The organism is Dethiosulfatarculus sandiegensis, assembly GCF_000931935.2.
GTDB lineage: Bacteria > Desulfobacterota > Desulfarculia > Desulfarculales > Desulfarculaceae > Dethiosulfatarculus > Dethiosulfatarculus sandiegensis.
Window position 1 is genome coordinate 63939 of sequence record NZ_AZAC01000067.1, and the last position, 18873, is coordinate 82811.

Genomic DNA, 18873 nt, shown 5'->3' on the forward strand with positions numbered 1-18873 from the left:
TTATAAATGAACCAACTTTCCCTCTTATCGAAGACCTTTATTCTCTTTATTTCAGCCTTTCCCTGGTGCTTATAATTCCGGGAGATATCCATCCTGAAATTTTGATATACTGGTGATGATCTCCATGTATCACAAGATGCTTAAGAAAAAATGAAAGGTTTTGAGGTGCATGTTTTCATTAGAGATAAAATGATTAAAATATTTGATTTAAGTCTTAATAAAAAAGTATTCTGCATTCTTGTTTTCTTTATTTTTGCATTATTCACTGAAAATGCAGCTTCTGAACAAATAAAGAAACGGGAATACTGGCCCGGCAAGGCCTGGAAGACATCCAGCCCGGAACAGCAAGGTATGGATTCCGCCAAGCTCTTGATGGCGGATGAATTTATCCAAGAGAGACTTGGCGATGTTTTTAGTTTACTGATCGTTAAAAACGGCTACTTGGTTTTCGAGAAATACTACTCCTGGGGAGATCCTTCCAAAATAGCTCCCGTTTATTCAATTACTAAAAGTGTTACTTCTGCCTTGATCGGAATCGCACTGGAAAAAGGATATCTAGACAGTGTGGATCAAAAGGTAATGGGTTTTTTCCCTGAATATCTCACAGACGACCTTGACCCAAGAATAAAGGAGATCAGCCTTAAACATATTTTAACGATGAGTGCAGGCTTTAGTTGGAATGACCGTGGACCGGTAATGCGGGCTTGGTATACTTCCGAAGATTGGGCCAAATTTACCATTCACCTGCCTCTTGTTACTAATCCGGGGGATAAATTTAAATATAACTCATCAATATCCCACCTTTTGTCCATCATACTGACCAAGTCAACCAAGACCAGCACCCTGGATTTTGCCAAAGAAAACCTTTTCAATCCTTTGGGCATACAATCGGCGCTTTGGCGGCATCAAGACCCAAAGGGATACCATATCGGCGGTTTTGGGTTAAACTTTACTGCCCGGGATTTGGCGAGATTCGGTTTTCTTTATTTGAACAATGGGTATTGGGACGGGAAATCCATTGTCCCGGAAAAGTGGGTGCAACAATCCACCAAACAACAAATACAAGCAGTCAGCCATCCCTTGTACGGCGCTTTTGGATATGGTTATCAATGGTGGGTGAAAAAAGTAGACGGCTGCCGTAGTTTCAGGGCCTGGGGACGGCGGGGGCAATATATAGTGGTTGTTCCCGAGCTTGACTTGGTTATTGTCGTAACCTCCAACCCGGCCTTGCCTCATCCTCCGACATCCATTCACTATAATCCTTTGTTTGATTTGGTTGCAGCCTCTGTTCGAAGAAATAGGCCGCCAAAAAGACCGTTAAAGGCTGTGCCCCTGCCCAGTGATCTAAAGGCATTTATAGCTGGTTTTGATCAAGCCAGATCTAATAAAGATATATTGAAAATGTCTGAATTTATTTCGGATAAATTCCTTTATAGCGGCGTCAATAAGAAAATGGCTGTTGAGTTTTTGTCAAGAAATATGCCCTATATGTCCAATGCCAAAGTTATCATCACTAAATTTGAGCCGGAAGGTAGTGAAGCAACAATGGATGTTTGGCTCAAGGATAAGTATTATGAAACTCCATTCATGATTGGAATTAAAGTGATTAAGGAAAACGGGCATTGGAAATGGCATGGAAATCAGGCTCATTGATGATTAATTGTAAAACTTTTTTGTTTTGAAATAACCGCCATACTTATTTTATTGATTTTTTTATCCGCATTTTTACCGAATAGTTGTAAGCTCCCGGTCTCAGGGGCCAGGAGCTCACGCATTGGAGGACGTTTTTTAAACCCTAAAGGAACCGGCCTGTTGCCTATCACTGTTGCCAAGCTGCTTACAAATAAATGGGTATTTTTAAACGACTGGTTTTCCGTTAATCAGCCGAGTTTTCCCACCTGTCAAAAGAGTTTGGACCTGCCAGTTTTTACCCCAAATGACCAAATCAGCATCCATGCCAGAGGTCAAGCTTCCTTTTTTTTAAGATAGGCCAATACGTTTGGCAGGATTTTGGGTAAAGAAGATTAAGGCCTTTTCAGGGGACATTTTTTCTTTGCCGACCAGGCGCAGAAATTCGGTGCGCAGATCAGAAATATCCCCCACAGACCAGCCGATGAAATTTTTTTCTTCATCAAAACGCGGTATGCTGCCGTTGGAATCTGAACTTAGCGAAATCCGGGTCGGGTCCACTCCTTTTTGTCTGAGGAAATCAAGGGCCTCGCCCAGTGTGATTTTCCCTTTGCTTTCCGTGGCGTGAGCGGTTATGTCCAGGCTGCCCCCCAGTCTGCCCCAACGGGCTCCTTGTTCCAAAAGAGATTGGGTGCGGGTTATATGGGTGGGCAGGATATTGGCCTGCGGTATTTCTGTCTCTTCAATCAGGCGGAACAACTGGTCCATGCCTTCTTTGCCTCCGCCCATATGCACCACCACCAAGCCGGGTTTGTCGCCCAAAAGTCCACCCACTCTGGCTTCGGCGGCCAGTTTGGCCAGATCCCTGAAACCCGCCTGGGGGCCGCGGTGGTCGGCCAGGGCGATCTCTCCCACCCCAATGATGGGTGGTATAAGGGTTATGTCCTTGCGCAGGTCGCCTGTAAAGGTATGGACCTGGGAAAATTTATAGGACCCGTCCAGGATGAAAGCCGTGACCCCTTGTTTTTCCAGGCCCTGGGCCTTGGCCAAAAGGGATTCCGGGTGGCGGGTTACATCGTCCGTGCCGAGCATGCCCAACACAGTCCCCACTCCCGCCTTGAATATTTTTACCGCGCTTATTTTCGGAGCTCTGGAGTCGGGCCCCCCCTCCGCCGCCACCAATGATATGGACATGTATGTCCAGCAGGCAGGGGGTTACATAGGCATTTTGCGCCGATATCTCTTCCACCCGGCAACCTGCCGGAGAGATGAGTTCAGGCCCCATGGCTACTATTTTGCCTGCTGCGGTCAGGATATCGATCTGGCCAAGTTTTTCCGGGGCAAAGACCTCTCCGCCCCTAATGAGTTTAAATATCTGATTATCCGAATCCTCGGGCTTTGTCAGGCCCCAAGTTAATGCTTCTTATCTTTTTATTGGGCTGCTATATATTCAGCCGCAAACAAAGACATCTTGCGGTTGCTGTGACCCACACCCGGAACCAGTACATATTGCCAGTTAAACTCCGTGCCCAGGGCCCGGGCTTCTTTTTGAGCTGCCTTAAAAAATGTCCGGGAGCGGGCCAGCCTGTGTTCACCCTGGCTCATGGCCTCGGGAGTGCGGCGAAGATACTTGTGATGGGGGTCTGTGTCCTTATCTCCAGCCATGATCACCAGAGGGCAGATGAAGGCGTTTTTAAGCCCTTCCTTATTTAGGGGAGCACCCTTGAGGCCATAAGGGAATTCCTCTGAAAAATCGGGCATGGTGTACCACCCCGCATTGGCTGCTATAGCTCCGGCCATACTGCGGGGAGGGGCGAAAAGGACCATTCTGTGCACAAACTGAGCTCCGGCTGAATGGCCGAATACATAAAATCGTTTCTGGGCGGAACCGGTCAGCTTGACGACTTTCTGGAACACCCTTTCGATCACGGGATAAGACCAACAGGCCCTGGGATTGGGCTTTCCCTCGGTATTGAACATGTTGCCCAGATTGTATTGGTCAGCTCCGGGGTAATCGGCCATGGAGAATTCCGGTGCAACAATCAGAAAGCCGTATTTTTCCGAATGGTTCACCCAATTGTCGCGGTAGCGGTCCGCATTTCTTTTCACCCCATGCAAGACAATTACGACCTTGGATTCAGGCCCGAAGTTCTGAGGCAAATGATAAAAAATATTTATCCGGGCGGCCTCTTTTCTTTGATCGCTCATTTCAAAAACGCCGGAGCCTGGCTCCAGCCGTCGGCTTTGAGCCTCGCTCGGAGTTCCGCAGGCAACCATACACACCAGAATGAATATCCCCACTAGAAAATGGGTGGTAGGCCGGGGAAAAGCCTTTATTATCCTGGTTCTATTATTTGGATACAATGTTCCCATTGTTGCTCCCAATGAAATTAGCTTGTTCGATTATGCGTTTGGGGCTGGTTTGTTTCACACCTTTTCCGGAATAAATGCCAGAAGCCTCTTCGCCGGTTTTCCGGAAGCAATTTAGGAGCTCTGTCTGGTAGATCGCTATTTACTAAGGGGCGGCAAGTTGGAACGCAGCTTGTCGGTTTAACCATCCATGAGTGTTCTGATTTTTGTCAAGAGATCTGCCTTGAGAAACGGCCTTTTCAGCACCTCGGAGACGCCTTTATTCAAAAGGGGTTTTGCCCGGTCCAAGGCTGCGTACGGGCAGGTGAGCATTATTTTAGCTCGGGAATTTGTTTTTAGTATATTTTCAATGGCCCTGAATCCTTCTTCCTCCAGCTGGTTAAAATCCAACACCAATAACCCGATATTCCGCCAGGATTTTTCGTGAACGGCAAGAGCCCGGTCTATACTGGCGTGACCAACAAATTGATATTCCTCGCTTGAAAGTAACTGCTCCGCCAGATTTTTGGTTTTGGTATTTGTGTCAACCCAAAGGATTTGTCTGCCTTTTTGCCCGGCAGGCGCATGGTTTGGGTCGGCTTCGTTTGCGGCGAGATCTTTTAGCTGAATGCCGGGCAAATAGATGGAGAAAAGAGATTCCCCCTCTTTGGAGCAGGAAAAGAAAATTTCCCCACCATGCGCCTTTGTAATGCCCCAGGCCAGGGCAAGATTAAGCCCTGTATTGCCGCCCGTTTCCTTTAGAGGATGATAGGGCTCGAAAATATGTTGCCTGGATTGGGAGCTTAATTCAATGCCTGGATAGTTGAGGCTGATCAAGACGTATTTTTCTGATTGGCGTGTGGCAAAAGGCAAAGACGGAAAGTCGTTGTCCACAAGGACTCTGCTTGAAAATGTTACTTTTCCCGGATGCCCCAGGGTCTTGCCGGCGTGGGCCGCGAGTTTGACCAGCAAGAGTCGGATCTGGGCTTGATCACCAAGCAGGGCTTCGATTTTTGGATCCAGCTCTGTATTTAACTCAAATTCCCGCGGCAGGTTGCGTTTGAAGTTCGGAACAGCCTGTAGAATCGTACGGTTTAAGTCAAAAGGTTTAGCTTCCGTTTTCTCTTGTCTGCCAAAGGTCTGCAGCTGTCGCACCTTTTCCTTGGCTCTATTGGCTGCTTCCAGGGCCAGGCCGAGCCTTCTCTTGGGAGGCCTACCTTCTTCGGCCTCTTCAATCGCCAGTTCGCAATAACCGGCTACTGCGGCCAACAGGTTGTTAAGGTCATGGGCAATGCCCCTGGCCAGATAGCAAACCGCCTGGGTGGTTTCCGCGGAAATGGAAAAATTATTAAACTTGTCGTTTGGTTTGTACTTTTCCATTTATTTCACTTCTAAGTGACTTAAAAATACTTAACTGACGTCAAGCATCTCCACCTGATCAGAGTATTTTCTGGTTTTATATTCAGTTATATTGCTAAGTTTGGCCGTTACTTCCGCCATTTTTCGGGTGTTTGCTAGTATGTTTTCCAAGTCCTTTTTGACCTGGTGATCAGGCTCAATATCTTCCAAGGCGGCTTCGCCCAGATTAATAATGGCCTGTAGCGGTTGGTTAAGCTGATGACAGGTGACAGCGGCTGTCTCCATTGCCGCCTCCAGTTTGCCTTTGGCTACAATTTCTGCATGCGCCTGCTTGATGTTGGTTATGTCTTGGAAGCTGCTCAATATTGTTTTTTTGCCTTCCATTTCCATCAAAACCGCGCTTTTTAAAACCGGTATTTCTATGCCCTCTTTCGTTAACAATGATGTTTCTTCCATACGGATTTTTTCGCCATGGTCTGTTATCGGACAGCTGTCTTTTTTCTTTTTGCAAATGAAATGATGGCATACTTTTCCCGTTACTTCCTGAATGGGAAGGCCTATCATTTTAAGGGCAAGGGGATTTGCGTATTTAATAATATGTGAATGGTAATCTACCATAATTATGCCGGTGTTAAGTTCATCCAGGATCTTGCGCAGGTTCCTCTCGTTTTGCCTGATTTTTCTTTCCAGGTTCCTTTGCTCGGTTATATCCCTGAAAAAAACCACAATACCCAAGATGTTGCCCTGGGTGTTTTTAAAGGCAGTGGCGCTGATCTCCACCTCAAGAAGATCACCTTGTCTGGTATAACGTTTGGTGATGAAGTTCTTGACCGCCCCTCCCTGATTTATTGTTTTTAAAACCGCGGCAGTGGCATTTTGTTGATCCTTGGGCACGAAATTGATTTTTTGACCTTTCACTTCTGCCAATTTCCAGCCAAAAAGATGCTCAAAGGCCGGATTTAGATCTATTGCCAAACCGGACTGCCCATAGATGGCAATGGGGTCGGGTGAGGATTTAATCAATTCCCTGTAGCGCTCTTCACTTTGTCTCAGCTCTTCCCGGGAGTTTCTTTGTTGGGTGATATCCCTGAATACGGCAACGATTTCTTTGGTAGGTAAGCTGTAAACATAGTAGGCAATCCATTGGCTTTTGTCATTCAGGCTTTTCATAACAGGTGGAGGGAAAAGAGGTTGGTTCTCTAAATAGACTTTCCGCAAAACACTGAGAAATCTATCCAGATTCAGAGCTGAGACTGTTTGGGAAACCGGTTCTCCTCCGGCATGGCCCGGCTCCAGGTTGAACATTTGCAAAGCGGCCTTGTTTATGAATTTGATTTCAAAGTCATCCTTATCAATAATTTTTTCCAGCATCATCACCCCATCATTCATGAGGTGGAACAGTTCGTTAAATCTTTTCCGACTCTCAGCCAGTGAATCCAGATTGCGGCTGTTCATCAGAGAAACAGAGACTATTTTCCCAAAAGCTGTGGCAAGACGCAGGTCGTTTTTTGAGAATCCTCCAGGTTTGTTGGCCAAGCCCATTACGCCGACTGTTTGGTTGTTCACCTTAAGCGGTGCAAACAGAACATTGTCCAGATCAACATGGCCGGACGGCATGAAATCCATCCATTTGCTCTGCATGAAATTATTATCATAAACAACTTCACCTTTTTCATAGGCTACGGCCCGCAGACCTCTGATAGGCATGGGCAGTTCCGGGTCAACAGAGCATTTGCGGTTTCCGGCTTCCAAAAACAGAACTTCATTTTCCTTTCCGTCTTCAGATAAAAGGGCAACGTATCCGGCTGTGGCATTAGTTAATTCTTTACATATGTTAAATACTTTTCTGGCCGCTTCGGGGAAATGGCGATACCTTAAGACCGCTTGGGCGCCGCTCAAAAGCGCTGTGATCTCCTGTTCTCTTTTCTGAGTTTCAGCCAGGGCAAGTCGAAGATTTTTTTCGGCCTGTTTTTTCTCGTAGATCTCCTGTTCCAGTTTTACGGTTCTCTGGTCAACCAGTTCTTCCAGGCGGGTTTGGTACTTTTTCAGCTCAATAGTGATCTTCCCCCTTTGAATTGCGTATTCAATAGACCTGATAAGCAGCCTTTTGCTTATCTCTGATTTAAAGAGATAGTCAGTTGCCCCTTGACGTATAGCCGTTTTCCCAAAAGAGTCATCCTCCACCCCGGTTAGCACTACTACAGGTGTGTCCCCACACTTTTTCAGAACTTCATTTAAGGTTTCCAAACCTTGACTGTCGGGCAGAGAAAGATCCAGCAGAACCAGATCAAAATTGTCACCGGCCAGGGCCTGTTTGCCCTCGGCCAGGGTGTCTGCCCAGGAGACTGCGTACTCTTCCTCATTGGCCGGAGATATCATTTCCTCAACCAAGAGAGCATATTGGCTTTCATCTTCTACTAACAAAATTTTCCGGGCCTGGTTTTTCTGCATGGAAGAACACCCCCTTATATGCCTGCCCGTAAACAGCCTGCCAAGCGTATCAGCTGACCCTGAATAAGAAAACAGATGGAAACCGAGTTAAATTTGAAAGTTAAAATTATTTTTTCTGAATAATTCCAAACATATATCTACTATTTCCGGGTCATAGCACACGCCTTTTTTTTGCTCTATCTCTCCCAGGGCCTTGTTTACCCCCCTGCTGGGCCTGTAGGGGCGGTGAGAACACATCGCCTCCACCACATCGGCCACTGTAATTATTTTGGATTCCACCAAAATCTCTGATCCGATCAAACCCTGGGGATAACCTGACCCGTCCAGCCTTTCATGGTGTTCAAGCACTATTCGACTGATGGGGCTTTCAAATTCGATTGGTTTCAGGATCTCATAACCCACCTGGGGGTGAGTGTGTATTACATCCAACTCAAGGGGGCTTAAGGAACCCGGTTTGGTAAGAAATTCAAGCGGTACATACACCTTGCCGATGTCGTGAATGGTTGCGGCCAAACGCACTGTATCTATGGTCTGCTCCTCCAGCCCCATGGCCCGGCCTATAGCCACTGACAAAAGGGCCACCCGTTGCTGATGGCCTGCTGTGTAAGCATCGCGGGATTCCACCAGCCTGGCCAAGGCAGCCACCATCTGCTCCAGGCTTTTACGCCAGCGTTTAAGATCTATTACCTCACGCTCACTTATAATGAAATTGTGATATCTGATTGACTGTTCCAGAGCCTCGGCCATGTCTCGAGGCGGGCATGGCTTGGTTAAAAAACGAAAAACCTGTCCTTGATTTACAGCCTTGGTGGCAGTGTGAATGTCTGCAAAACCTGTGAGCATAATCCGCACCACATCAGGGTGATTTTGTTTTACGGTTTTTAAAAAATGAACCCCATCCATTTCGGGCATGCGATAATCAGATACCACAACCGCATAAGGACCTTCACTGTCCAGTTTTTCCAAGCCCTGTTTGCCGCTGGTGGCGATATCCAGGTTGAACTGTTTTTTCAGCCTTCTCTGGAAAGAAAGAAGAATCTGTTCTTCATCGTCAACCAAAAGGACTTTATTATTGGCCATTTCTGCCCCCTTCTTTAGCTGCAAGCCAGGCAGGCTTTTTTGAGGGCCGCCAGCCGGTCGGTAAACGGATTTATTACTCCACCGGAAGTTGGATTATAAAACTGGTTCCCTTGCCGATTTCGGTTTCCACTTCTATGTTCCCCCCGTGTTTCTCCACCACAATGGCATTCACCAGGGCCAGACCCTGACCTGTTCCCTTGCCCACTTCTTTGGTCGTGAAGAAAGGATCGAAAATTCTGGGGAGAATCTCTTCGGGAATACCGGGGCCGTTATCGGTTATCTTTATTTCGATAGTTTGACCAAGCCGTTGGGTTTTGATGTGAATTAACCCTTTCTCTTTGGGATTTTCACCCAGCACTTGGGAAATTGCCTGGGCCGCATTGACTATGAGGTTTAAAATGGCTTGGTTCAGAGGGGCTGCATAGCCTTCCAGATAGGGCAGGTCCTGATCCAGTTGAGTCTTTACATCTGCGTAATATTTCCATTCATTTCTGGAAACGGTAATGGCATGCTCCAGGGCGTTGTTAACGTCAATAGGAGCTTTATGGTCCGTACCCGGGTGTGAGAAGTAACGCATGGAGCTTACAATCGCCGAGATTCGCTCAATTCCTTCCAAACAACCATCCAGGGCATCCTTTATATCAATGGAGAGACCTTGGAAGTCTTCTTTGGCACACAATACGGGGTTGCCGTTTTTGGATGAGGCTGTGGAGTTTTCATGAGGCTTGTCGTCATTGGATTCAGGTGAAGAAACGGCCGTGCCGAAAACGTTTTCAAAGGCCTCTCCTAAAAATTCTATATTATTATGGATGTATTGTGTGGGGGTGTTTATTTCATGGGCAATACCGGCCGCCAGTTGGCCGATGGCGTCCAGGCGTTGGGCCTTGATTAATTGAGCCGCCATACGTTTGCGCTCGGTTATATCTACAACTACACCAACGATGCCCAGAGGATTGTTGTCACTGTCATGGAAAACGGCCTTATTAATTATTACATCGAGTTGTTTATTTTTACCGGAGATTATTTTAGCCTCATAAATTTGTGATTTCCGGTTTTTCCAAAGCGCCTGATCTGTTTGATAGTGTTTATCGGCCAATTCCTGTGGAGCCAGGTCAAAGCTGTTGAGCCCCAGAATTTCTGATTTTTCTTTTCCATACATTTGGGCAAAGGCGCGGTTGCAGTCTGTGAATTTTCCTTGGGTGTTTTTTAAATAGACCGGATAAGGTATGGCCTCCACCAGGGCGCGCATAAAATCAACCTGTTCGCTTAAGCGGCGCTGAGCCTTTTTCAAGGCTGAAATATCCCGAGCCACATGCACACTGGCATATACTTTGCCATCTGAATCCTTAAGTGGTGAGGCGGTAAGCAAAAGGTCTGAGTTCAGGCTTTTTTCCGTCATTTCCGCCATATGGTGGGCGCCGTCTTTCAGCATTTGCAGGTGAGGGCAGTTTTCCGGGATAGATTTTGATTCGTGAAGCAGTTGAAAGCATTTTTGCCCAACTAAAAGTCTGGGAGTGGTTTTCAGATGGGCAGCCACTGCCTGGTTGGCCCGGATGATGTTGAAGTTTTGATCCACGATCATAATCAGGTCGGGCACCGCATCAAAGGTGCTTTCCCATTGGTTTTTGGCTTTTTCCAGCTCTTTTGTACGCTTGCCCACTTCCTGTTCCAGCTTTTGCCTGGATTTTTCCAAAAAGACCTGAGCCTCTTTTATTTGGGTTATATCCAGAAAACTTTCCAGAAAATGTTTTTTACCGTTTAGATTAATAGTGGCAACAGTTTTAAGAATTGGCAGGAGTGAACCGTCAGAGCAGATAAGTTCCCTTTCCGACCGGTCCACTGTTTTTGAGGTTTTATCAAGAGGGCATTTCCCCTCTAAAATGGGGCAGACAAATTCATGACAAATCCTGCCTATAACCTCTTCGCGGGTTTTGCCTATCATGGCCAAGGCCGCGGGATTGGTCTCCACAATGGTATGTCCCTCGGGATCAATTACAAATATGCCGACCTGCACGGAATCAAGGATGGCCTTTTGTCTTTGTTCACTTTCCTTAAGCCTTTCTTCGGTATGTTTACGCTCCACCGCGTAGCGCATACTTCGGAGTAGTAGACCTGGAAGAACCTCTTCTTTAAGTAAAAATTCCTGAGCCCCCGCCTCCAGGGCCCGCTGGGCAAACCTCTCCTCCCTCTGTCCGGTCAAAACCAGTATGGGCAATTCCTTGTTATAAGCGCGAAGCCGTTGAACGGTCTCAAGGCCGGAACTGTCCGGTAAATGAAGATCCAATATGGCCAGGTCAAACGCCTCGTTGTTATCAAGCAGTTCAAAGGCTTCTTTAAGGGTGGTTGCGTGTTGGATTTGATAATTTAGCTTCCCCGTCTGCTTTAAGATGTCCGTAATCAGTTCTTTGAACTGATAATCGTCTTCCACCACCAAGGTTTTAAGGACCGACTCACCCATTATTGTTTCCCTTATCGAGCATTTGGCGCACTACCTCGGCCAATTCATGTTCATAAAGCGGTTTTAATAAAATCGCCCGCACCCCGAATTCTTTGTATTTTTCCGCTTCATCATCTTTATTAAAACCCGTACAAAGCAATATGGGTATTTCCGGCCGGAGTTTGCTTATCTCCCGGGCCAATTGGGTTCCAATCATTTTGGGCATGGTGTAATCGGTAATGACCAAATCGAATCCATTTGGATTTTCCTGAAATGACTTAAGCGCCTCCCGGCTGCTGGTAAAGCCGGTGACCCGGTATCCCAGCCGGGGCAGCATCTGGGTGGCGACATCAACCAGAAGTTCTTCATCATCCACAAAGAGAATTCTTTCCCCTTGCCCCAAAGAAATTTTTTCTTTTGTGGGAACCTTGGCCGCCTCCTGACTTATGCTGGGAATCAATATGGTAAAGCTTGTGCCTTTTCCGCTTTCCGATGAGACGCTTATATCTCCTCCCATTCCCTTGACAATGCCGTGCACCACAGCCAGACCCAGTCCGGTTCCTTCGTGGCTTTCCTTGGTGGTGAAATAGGGCTCGAAGATGCGTTCCTTTAACTTCTCTTCAATCCCATGGCCTGTGTCGCTTATGATGATATAGACATAGTTTCCGGGCCTCAGGTCCGGTTTCAGGTTTGCCTCGGCTGCATTCAGAGACCTTAATCCCACTTCAATAGTGAGTACGCCGGCGTTTTCACCCATGGCATGGCCCGCGTTGGTGCAGAGGTTCATTACGATCTGGTGGATCTGGCCGGGGTCTCCAAGGACATTTCCCGGATCGGAGATGATGTCCTGCCTGATTTCTATGCTGCTGGGCATGGAAGCCCTCACCAGTTTGACGGCTTCCTTGACAACAGGCGAAATGTTAAGCGGTTTGGGCTCTTTTTCCGAGTGACGGCTGAAGGCCAGAATTTGTTTGATCAGATTCCTTGCCCTGAGGCTGGCCTTTACCACCATATCCAGATTACGCCGAGCCATGCCTTGATCTTCCAACTGATGCATGGCCAAGTTTACGTAGCCGATCATGGCGGCCAGAATATTGTTGAAATCATGGGCAATTCCTCCGGCCAGAGAACCGGCGGCCTCCATTTTTTGGGCCTGACGCAGGTTTTTCTCCAACAGGCTCTTTTCTTGAGTTGCCTTGTGTCTGTCTATGGCCAGGGCGTAAAGCGAGGCTAATTGCTCTATGGCATTCAAGTCTCTTAGTTCATAATCCCTTTTTGCGTTGGCCAGGATTATCTGGCCTATTATCTTGTCTGTACTTCGAACCGGAACCTGCAGGTATTTTCCGATCTTTTCGTGCCTAATGGGCAGGGAAGCCAGCTCTCCGGCCTCCGGCGCCTGGTTTTTAAAACAGGATTTGGCAGAGCTAAGGTAATTGAGGGACTTTTCATTGCCTTTTATTGGCTCTTGGGCAGAGAAACAGATGCTCTTTTCTTGCTGGCTATTTGGCGAGTCGTTTGGAATGGGGTGATTCTTGGTGTGAAAAGAAGTCTGATGTGTCAACTCGTTGAGCGCTACGATCAGGCCGCTTGAACTGCCTGTAAGGGTCAAGGCATATTGCAAAACCTTTTCGGTCACCGGTGAGAGGTTTTCTGCCAGGTTTATGATTTCCCTGGAAAGAAACGCCAGATCCGTATTAACCTGCAACTCTCGTTTAAGGGCTTCTTCGGCCTTTTTTCTGTCTGTGATTTCGTGGGCATAGATGTTAATATGATCTGCGTCTTTAACCGGAGAGAAGGTGGTTATATAGGTACGTAGCCCGCATTGGAGTTCCAGGTTGTTTCTAAGCCCCGACTCGTAAACAGAAGCGGTAAAATCTTTCCACTCTGAAGGGACCTCCTCGTCCACTTCTACTCCCCAGGTTTCAAGCACTGGCTGTGATGCGTTATTTGCATAGAGCAGTTTGCCTCCTTTGCTTATCCTTAGAACGGGATGTGGATTTTGGGCGGGAAACCTGGCCAGGGCGCGAATGGTTTCTTCGGCCTGTTTCCGCTCCTTAAGGGCGCTTTTCAATTGCAGGTTGGTTTGCTCAAGATCACTGGTTCGCTGGGCTACTCGGTCTTCCAGCTCCATGCTCAGAGCCAGTAATCCACGGCTGGTCTCCTCCAGCTCAGCCCGCAGGTCTGCTATGGTTTCCCTGGCCAGATTCAATTCTTCCCTAAGATTCTTGGCGCGAAAGTGGGATTCATTTTTCTTAAAGAAACCAATCATAGGGATTTGCCTCTCACCACCAGCACCGTGGCGTCGTCGTGTTCCTTGGCCAGTGAGTCGAGAAGTTGTTTGGCCATGTTGGGAGCGCTTTGCTCCCACAACCCTGGATAATCGCGCCAATTCCAATGACTGCTGAGGCCGTCTGAATGCATGACAATTCCATGCTTGGCGCTCCATGGGTGTTTGACAACCGATGGATTAGGGGCTCGTCGCCCCAAAACTCCCCTTAAAACAGGGATTTCCATTTTTTCTTCAGCGCCGTAGGCTTTTATTGATATGTTGCCAATGGACGCCAGGATTACCGACCCCGGATTCCAGGAAAAGCGGGCCAGCGCCATTACCACCCCCCTGGTTGCCAAACACTGGCGGTTTACTCCCATAAAAATTTGCGAAATGTTATTGTCGTAATGATTCTCCAGGTAATTCAGGGCCTTTTGTGTGGCCCGGTGAGCATACTGGCCATGACCCAGTCCATCGATCACCGCTGCCAGGGCGCCGTTTGGCCATTTTTTTATGAAAAAACCGTCACCATTAAATTTCGAGCCGTTTAAGGCCTTTGTGGCCACGCCAAATGTGCTTAAAGCGTCTTTTGCCGCCTGCTCAATTGGCCTGGTGAACTTTCGGGCTATCAAAAGGGTTTGGGAGGGCTGTTTTGAGGTGGAGTTGATTTTAACTTCATCCATAAGGCGGTTAACGGTTCCCAGTCCATATCCAAGCTGATTTTTGGAAGAAAAACCGTCCGACATGGCAAGCTCTATGTCTTTGATTCCCGGCCCTTGATCACGCGACTCAATTTGGATTCCCTGAATGGCCCCCTGCTCGATTCGTTTGAAAACAATTTCACCTTCTTGAGCATGGACCGCAAGGTTTTCCGCCAGCTCGCTGGTGACCAGCACCAATTCCTCCCTTGCCTTGGCTGTGAACCCAACCTGTTTCGCCATGGCTCGCACCAGGGCCCTGGCCGCCATTTTGCCTCCCTGGCGGGTGATTCTGATCTTTTGGAATCTTAGAATCCTTGGTTTTTCTCTTAGCTCAGCCACTTGCTTATACAAATCCTGGTGCCTTGGCCGGGTTTGCTCTCCAATTTCATTTCATCCATCAGGCGTTTGGCCCCCGGTAGCCCCAGTCCCAGACCGCCGCCGGTGGTGAATCCCAATTCCATAGCTTGATCAACATCTGCTATTCCCGGCCCGTTGTCGGTAAAAATCAATGTGATGCCTTTATGTTCCGTATTTCTGGTGGATTCCAGGGTCATTAATCCTGTACCCGCAAACCGATGGACATTCCGAGCCAGCTCTGATGCGGCGGTTACAATCCTGGTAGTGTCCGTTACTCCAAATCCAATTTCCTGAGCTGCTATGCGCACGGCTTTGCGCACTTCCACAATATCCCCTTCACATTCCAGGTTGACTTGTTTTTGATGAAAGGATTGGTTCACGGTCAAGCCTCCTGGAATTAGTAGGCAAAAAGGGCAAAGGCCCTATCCATGTTAAGTGAAGTCTCCAGTTTTCCCAGGGTGACCCCCAATTGGGTGGCGGTTATGGCTACGCTGGGGCGCATACCGCAAATAATGGTGCGGCCTCCCATAAGGTCCACCATTTGACCTGTTTCAACTATTGTGCGGGCAAAAAATGAATCCAAAGTCTCAACAGTTGATATGTCCAGAATGAGCCCTTTCACCGTATTGTTTTCCATTACATCCAGCACCCTGGTTTGCAGGGTGTTGATTGTTTCATCGTCTGGCTCAGGCGGGACAGTGACTGTCAGGATATCTCGAATTTTCTGAACCGAAATGCTTTCAATCGACATGGAGATGTCTCCTGTTTAGGGGTTAGTGCGGGGCTTGACCTCCAGATCGACCATGTTCAGAGCCAAACGGAGACCGGCGGCCAAAGAGGATTTGGTCTCAAAATCCGCAAGGTCGATACCCAGGTGAACCAGGGTTTGGGCAATGGCCGGACTGACGCCGGTGAGAATTACCTGGGTTCCCAGAAGCCGGGCTGCTGTAATGGCCTCGATCAGATGCTGGGCTGTCTGGGTGTCTACAGTGGGAACGCCTGTGATATCCATCAGGGCAACAGGAGACTGGGTGTCTGTGATGGCTTGTAAAAAGGTCTCCATGAAATATTGAGTGCGCTCCTGGTCAAGGGTGCCTATAAGCGGAGCCACCACCACACCCTGCCACACCTGCATAACCGGAGTTGAAAGGGTGAGTATCTCTTTAGATTTTCGCCTCAAGGCCTCTTCGGCTTTTTTTTGTCTGGTTATGTCGACCGCCATCTCGTAACGGACCTTGCGCCCATCGGGCCAATCAATGGCCCGGTCAATACACCTGTACCATCTTTTATCGATTTCATTTTGGAATTCCCAGACATAGGATTGGCCAAGGTATTCGCCAAAAATCTGTTCGTTGGTGCAAAAGGGGCAGGGGCTTTGAAGGCCTTGGAGACCCTCATAGCATTTCTGCCCTATGATGTCCCCCCAGATCTCCAAGCCCACCTTATTCAGAAAAAGCAGCTCGTAAGTATCAGGGTCCTGGACATAAACGACTTCTTCCATAGAATCGACAATTGTTTTAAGCTTGTTAAGTTCCAGTTGCTCTTCACTCATTTGACGATCCTTTCCAGAATTAAAGGCTTGTTTTGGGGGTGATCGCCGGTGAAATTCAGTGCTCGACAACCTCAAAATTCAATTTGCCGAGACAGAGCTTAAAACCCTCGAAAAAACTGGCTTTAGTCTCAATTTCTTCCAGGTTCACTCCCAGATGCACCATGGTTTGAGCAATTGCGGGCCTGACACCGGTTAATACGACTTTGGTTCCCAAAAGACGGGCCGCTGTTGTGGCTTCCAGAAGATTTTGGGCTGTGAGGGTGTCAACGGAAGGGACCCCGGTAATGTCTATGAGCGCGTATTCGGCGTGAGCATTGACGATTTCGTCTAGAAAACGTTCCATGAAATTTCTGGTGCGCTCACTATCCAGCACACCGATCAAAGGTGCTGCCACCACTCCCTGCCAAACCCGGATTACCGGAGTGGAGAGTTCCATGATTTCCTGGGATTGGCGCTTAAAGGCATCTTCAGCCCTTTTGCTGTAAAGGGCTTCCACCATGGCGAGGGAAAGAGTGCTTACCGCATTTAAGTCATCTTCTACATAACCATTTGACTTATTTGCAAGGGCAATCATGCCGATTATTTTTTCTTCTCTGAATAAGGGAACCCCCAGAAAAGAAGTGAGGGGAGGGTGTCCTTTGGGAAGCCCATGAGCCTCGGGGTGATTCATAGGATCATTCGTAAAGAATGATGCTTGTTCTGCAATAACCTTTCCCCATAGGCCCCTGATCGTCATATCGTTAATTAAAAGAGGGATATCTGGATCGTGCATGGCGCACTCAAGCCATCCGGGGTTGCTTAGGGCGAGGGTGTCGAATTTACCCAGAACGTTTATTTCACCGATAAATCCGAATTTACTTTGAGTGATTTTTTCAGCTGCGTCCAAACAGACTTTTCCCAGGTCCTCTTCTGTCTCACAGGTTAAACGTTCGGAAAGGATATGATTGACGGCCTCCAGGACGCTAAGTCCAGTTTTGTCGCCTGGCATTGTTTGAGAAGAATATATAGACATAGCTTTCTCCCTGGAATCTTTGGGTAGGCGAATTGATAAAGTCATGGCGAGAAGTTGAATGTTCGGAACTTAAACAGAAATAATCACAGATATGAGGATCAGGTTTTTCCTTTTGAGTCGTACTAGAGAATAGCGCTAATCAGGTTGAGTTGGATATAACGTAATTATGACACCTAAATAAGGGATTAGGTCAAATAAAATATAAAAGAATACTTGGTGAAGAATTCAAAAATAATGCTGCTGATGCCTTGTATTTCATAGTTGAAATGTGAAAACAAAAATGAAACCATATAGATTGGACGTAGATTAGGCTTCCTTTTGTGTTGGTTTAGATTGTTTTATTGGAATTTATAGCTTTACTGTTATTATGCGCCATTTTAGCTCGTCTTGTGTTGAGTGCCGGGCTTTTCCTTTAAACAACGCAAAGTGTTTTGATGTGGGAAATAGATAGAGTGAAGAAATGTTTTGGATTTTAATGTGGTTGCCAGAGGAAAAGGCTGGGAGATAAAGTTTTGAATAGAGTGAAAATACTTTTCGTAGACGATAATGAAAAAGTGCTAGATTCATTTGCCCGTATATTCAGGAAGAAATTGGATGTTTCGGTTGCGGTTAATGGCAAAGAGGCCCTGAAAAAGATGGCACAGGAAGGCCCGTTTGCGGTAGTAGTATCTGATTATAAAATGCCAGAGATGAACGGCTTGAACTTTCTGTCTCAGGTCAAAAAAGATTATCCGGATTGTATAAGAATATTACTGACGGGATTTGCTGATTTAGATACTGCTATAAAGGCGGTTAATGAATCGAATATTTTTAGACTGCTGACTAAGCCCTGCCCCAAGGAATTAATGAATAAAGCCTTGGATGATGGGATAAAATTACATAAAATTATCATTTCTGAGAGGGAGTTGCTGGAAAATACTGTAAATGGAGCTGTTAAACTTCTAGTTGAAATACTTTCAACAGTAAAGCCAAAGTCTTTCAGCCGAGCCACCAGGACAGCCAGCCTGGCTAATGAACTTTCAGGGAAATTATTTTTACCTAAAAAATGGATTTTGACTACCTCTGCCTTATTAGTAAATGTTGGACTTTTAACTGTTCCTGACGTTTTGATGAATAAGTTAAATCAAGGTGATGAAATTACTTTAGAGGAGAAGATGGTTCTTGATAATTATCCTGTTGCTGCTGCCAAAATGATAAAACATATTCCACGGTTGGAACCTGTGGCTGAACTGGTCGCAAAACAGAATGCTTTCTTGGGGAAGTCTGTTAACTCAATTTTAGAGTTAGATTTTTCTGTTAAGGATAGAATTGACCAGATATTGCATTTGGTAAGGCTTTATTTATATGCCAAAAGTTGCGGAATTTCCGAAAAAGATTCGCTTGATTTAATAAAATCCAAATCAAATTTTGATTCCGATTTGGTGAATGCTCTGTTTGAGGTCTCGCAAGGAGAATTTCAATATGAAATTTCGAGTCTGGCTCTTCGCGAAATTCCGGTTAACAGTATATTAGCAGAAGATGTTTATTTGAAAAAACCTCGTAAAAAACTATTATATAAGGGTCAGGAACTAACTTTAAATCTGAAAGAATACTTGATTATGCTAGATAAATCTATTGGAGTAGAACAACCGATAACCGTTTTACTTCCATTTGGCAAATAAATAAACCAAAGAGGTG

At 46.7% G+C, this 18873-nt stretch carries 14 protein-coding genes; 2 read left to right on the forward strand and 12 right to left on the reverse strand.

Going from position 1 to position 18873, the window contains the following annotated elements; all coding sequences use genetic code 11:
• Window positions 1–150 precede the first annotated feature (150 nt).
• Window positions 151–1653, forward strand: coding sequence for a serine hydrolase domain-containing protein (locus X474_RS22990; protein ID WP_052515546.1), 1503 nt, complete (start codon window positions 151–153; stop codon window positions 1651–1653).
• Between the two features lie 327 nt (window positions 1654–1980).
• Here X474_RS22990 and X474_RS22995 read toward each other — a convergent pair whose 3' ends face one another.
• From X474_RS22995 to X474_RS26630, 12 genes are all read right to left on the reverse strand, one after another.
• Window positions 1981–2823, reverse strand: a complete 843-nt coding sequence (locus tag X474_RS22995) for an amidohydrolase family protein (protein ID WP_082464592.1) — start codon at window positions 2821–2823, stop codon at window positions 1981–1983.
• 237 nt (window positions 2824–3060) lie between these two features.
• Entirely contained in the window at window positions 3061–3837 is a 777-nt protein-coding gene (locus tag X474_RS23000; RefSeq protein WP_156360901.1) for an alpha/beta hydrolase family protein, read from the reverse strand.
• Window positions 3838–4179: 342 nt separating this feature from the next.
• Entirely contained in the window at window positions 4180–5358 is a 1179-nt protein-coding gene (locus X474_RS23005; protein ID WP_044352322.1) for a hybrid sensor histidine kinase/response regulator, read from the reverse strand.
• A 30-nt stretch (window positions 5359–5388) separates the two neighbouring features.
• Window positions 5389–7788: a PAS domain S-box protein gene (locus tag X474_RS23010; RefSeq protein ID WP_052515548.1), complete on the reverse strand. Its 2400-nt coding sequence runs from the start codon at window positions 7786–7788 to the stop codon at window positions 5389–5391.
• 87 nt (window positions 7789–7875) lie between these two features.
• Complete coding sequence (locus tag X474_RS23015) at window positions 7876–8868, reverse strand: HD domain-containing phosphohydrolase (RefSeq protein WP_044352323.1); 993 nt, start codon at window positions 8866–8868, stop codon at window positions 7876–7878.
• 73 nt (window positions 8869–8941) lie between these two features.
• Complete coding sequence (locus tag X474_RS23020; protein ID WP_052515549.1) at window positions 8942–11326, reverse strand: PAS domain S-box protein; 2385 nt, start codon at window positions 11324–11326, stop codon at window positions 8942–8944.
• Complete coding sequence (locus tag X474_RS23025; protein ID WP_052515550.1) at window positions 11319–13574, reverse strand: sensor histidine kinase; 2256 nt, start codon at window positions 13572–13574, stop codon at window positions 11319–11321. The genes X474_RS23020 and X474_RS23025 overlap by 8 nt, the downstream gene beginning before the upstream one ends.
• Entirely contained in the window at window positions 13571–14614 is a 1044-nt protein-coding gene (locus X474_RS23030; protein ID WP_156360902.1) for an ATP-binding SpoIIE family protein phosphatase, read from the reverse strand. Before X474_RS23030 ends, X474_RS23025 begins: the two co-directional genes overlap by 4 nt.
• Window positions 14602–15012 carry an ATP-binding protein gene (locus X474_RS23035; protein ID WP_044352325.1) on the reverse strand — a complete coding sequence of 137 codons (411 nt, stop codon included), beginning with the start codon at window positions 15010–15012 and terminating at the stop codon, window positions 14602–14604. Before X474_RS23035 ends, X474_RS23030 begins: the two co-directional genes overlap by 13 nt.
• Before the next feature lie 17 nt (window positions 15013–15029).
• Window positions 15030–15383 carry an STAS domain-containing protein gene (locus X474_RS23040; protein ID WP_044352326.1) on the reverse strand — a complete coding sequence of 118 codons (354 nt, stop codon included), beginning with the start codon at window positions 15381–15383 and terminating at the stop codon, window positions 15030–15032.
• Window positions 15384–15398: 15 nt separating this feature from the next.
• Window positions 15399–16184, reverse strand: a complete 786-nt coding sequence (locus X474_RS26370) for an STAS domain-containing protein (RefSeq protein WP_156360903.1) — start codon at window positions 16182–16184, stop codon at window positions 15399–15401.
• Between the two features lie 55 nt (window positions 16185–16239).
• Window positions 16240–17196 carry a GAF domain-containing protein gene (locus X474_RS26630; RefSeq protein ID WP_197282239.1) on the reverse strand — a complete coding sequence of 319 codons (957 nt, stop codon included), beginning with the start codon at window positions 17194–17196 and terminating at the stop codon, window positions 16240–16242.
• Between the two features lie 521 nt (window positions 17197–17717).
• Between X474_RS26630 and X474_RS23055 the strand changes: the two genes are divergently transcribed.
• Window positions 17718–18857, forward strand: coding sequence for a response regulator (locus X474_RS23055; protein WP_231688372.1), 1140 nt, complete (start codon window positions 17718–17720; stop codon window positions 18855–18857).
• The last annotated feature ends 16 nt before the right edge of the window (window positions 18858–18873 follow it).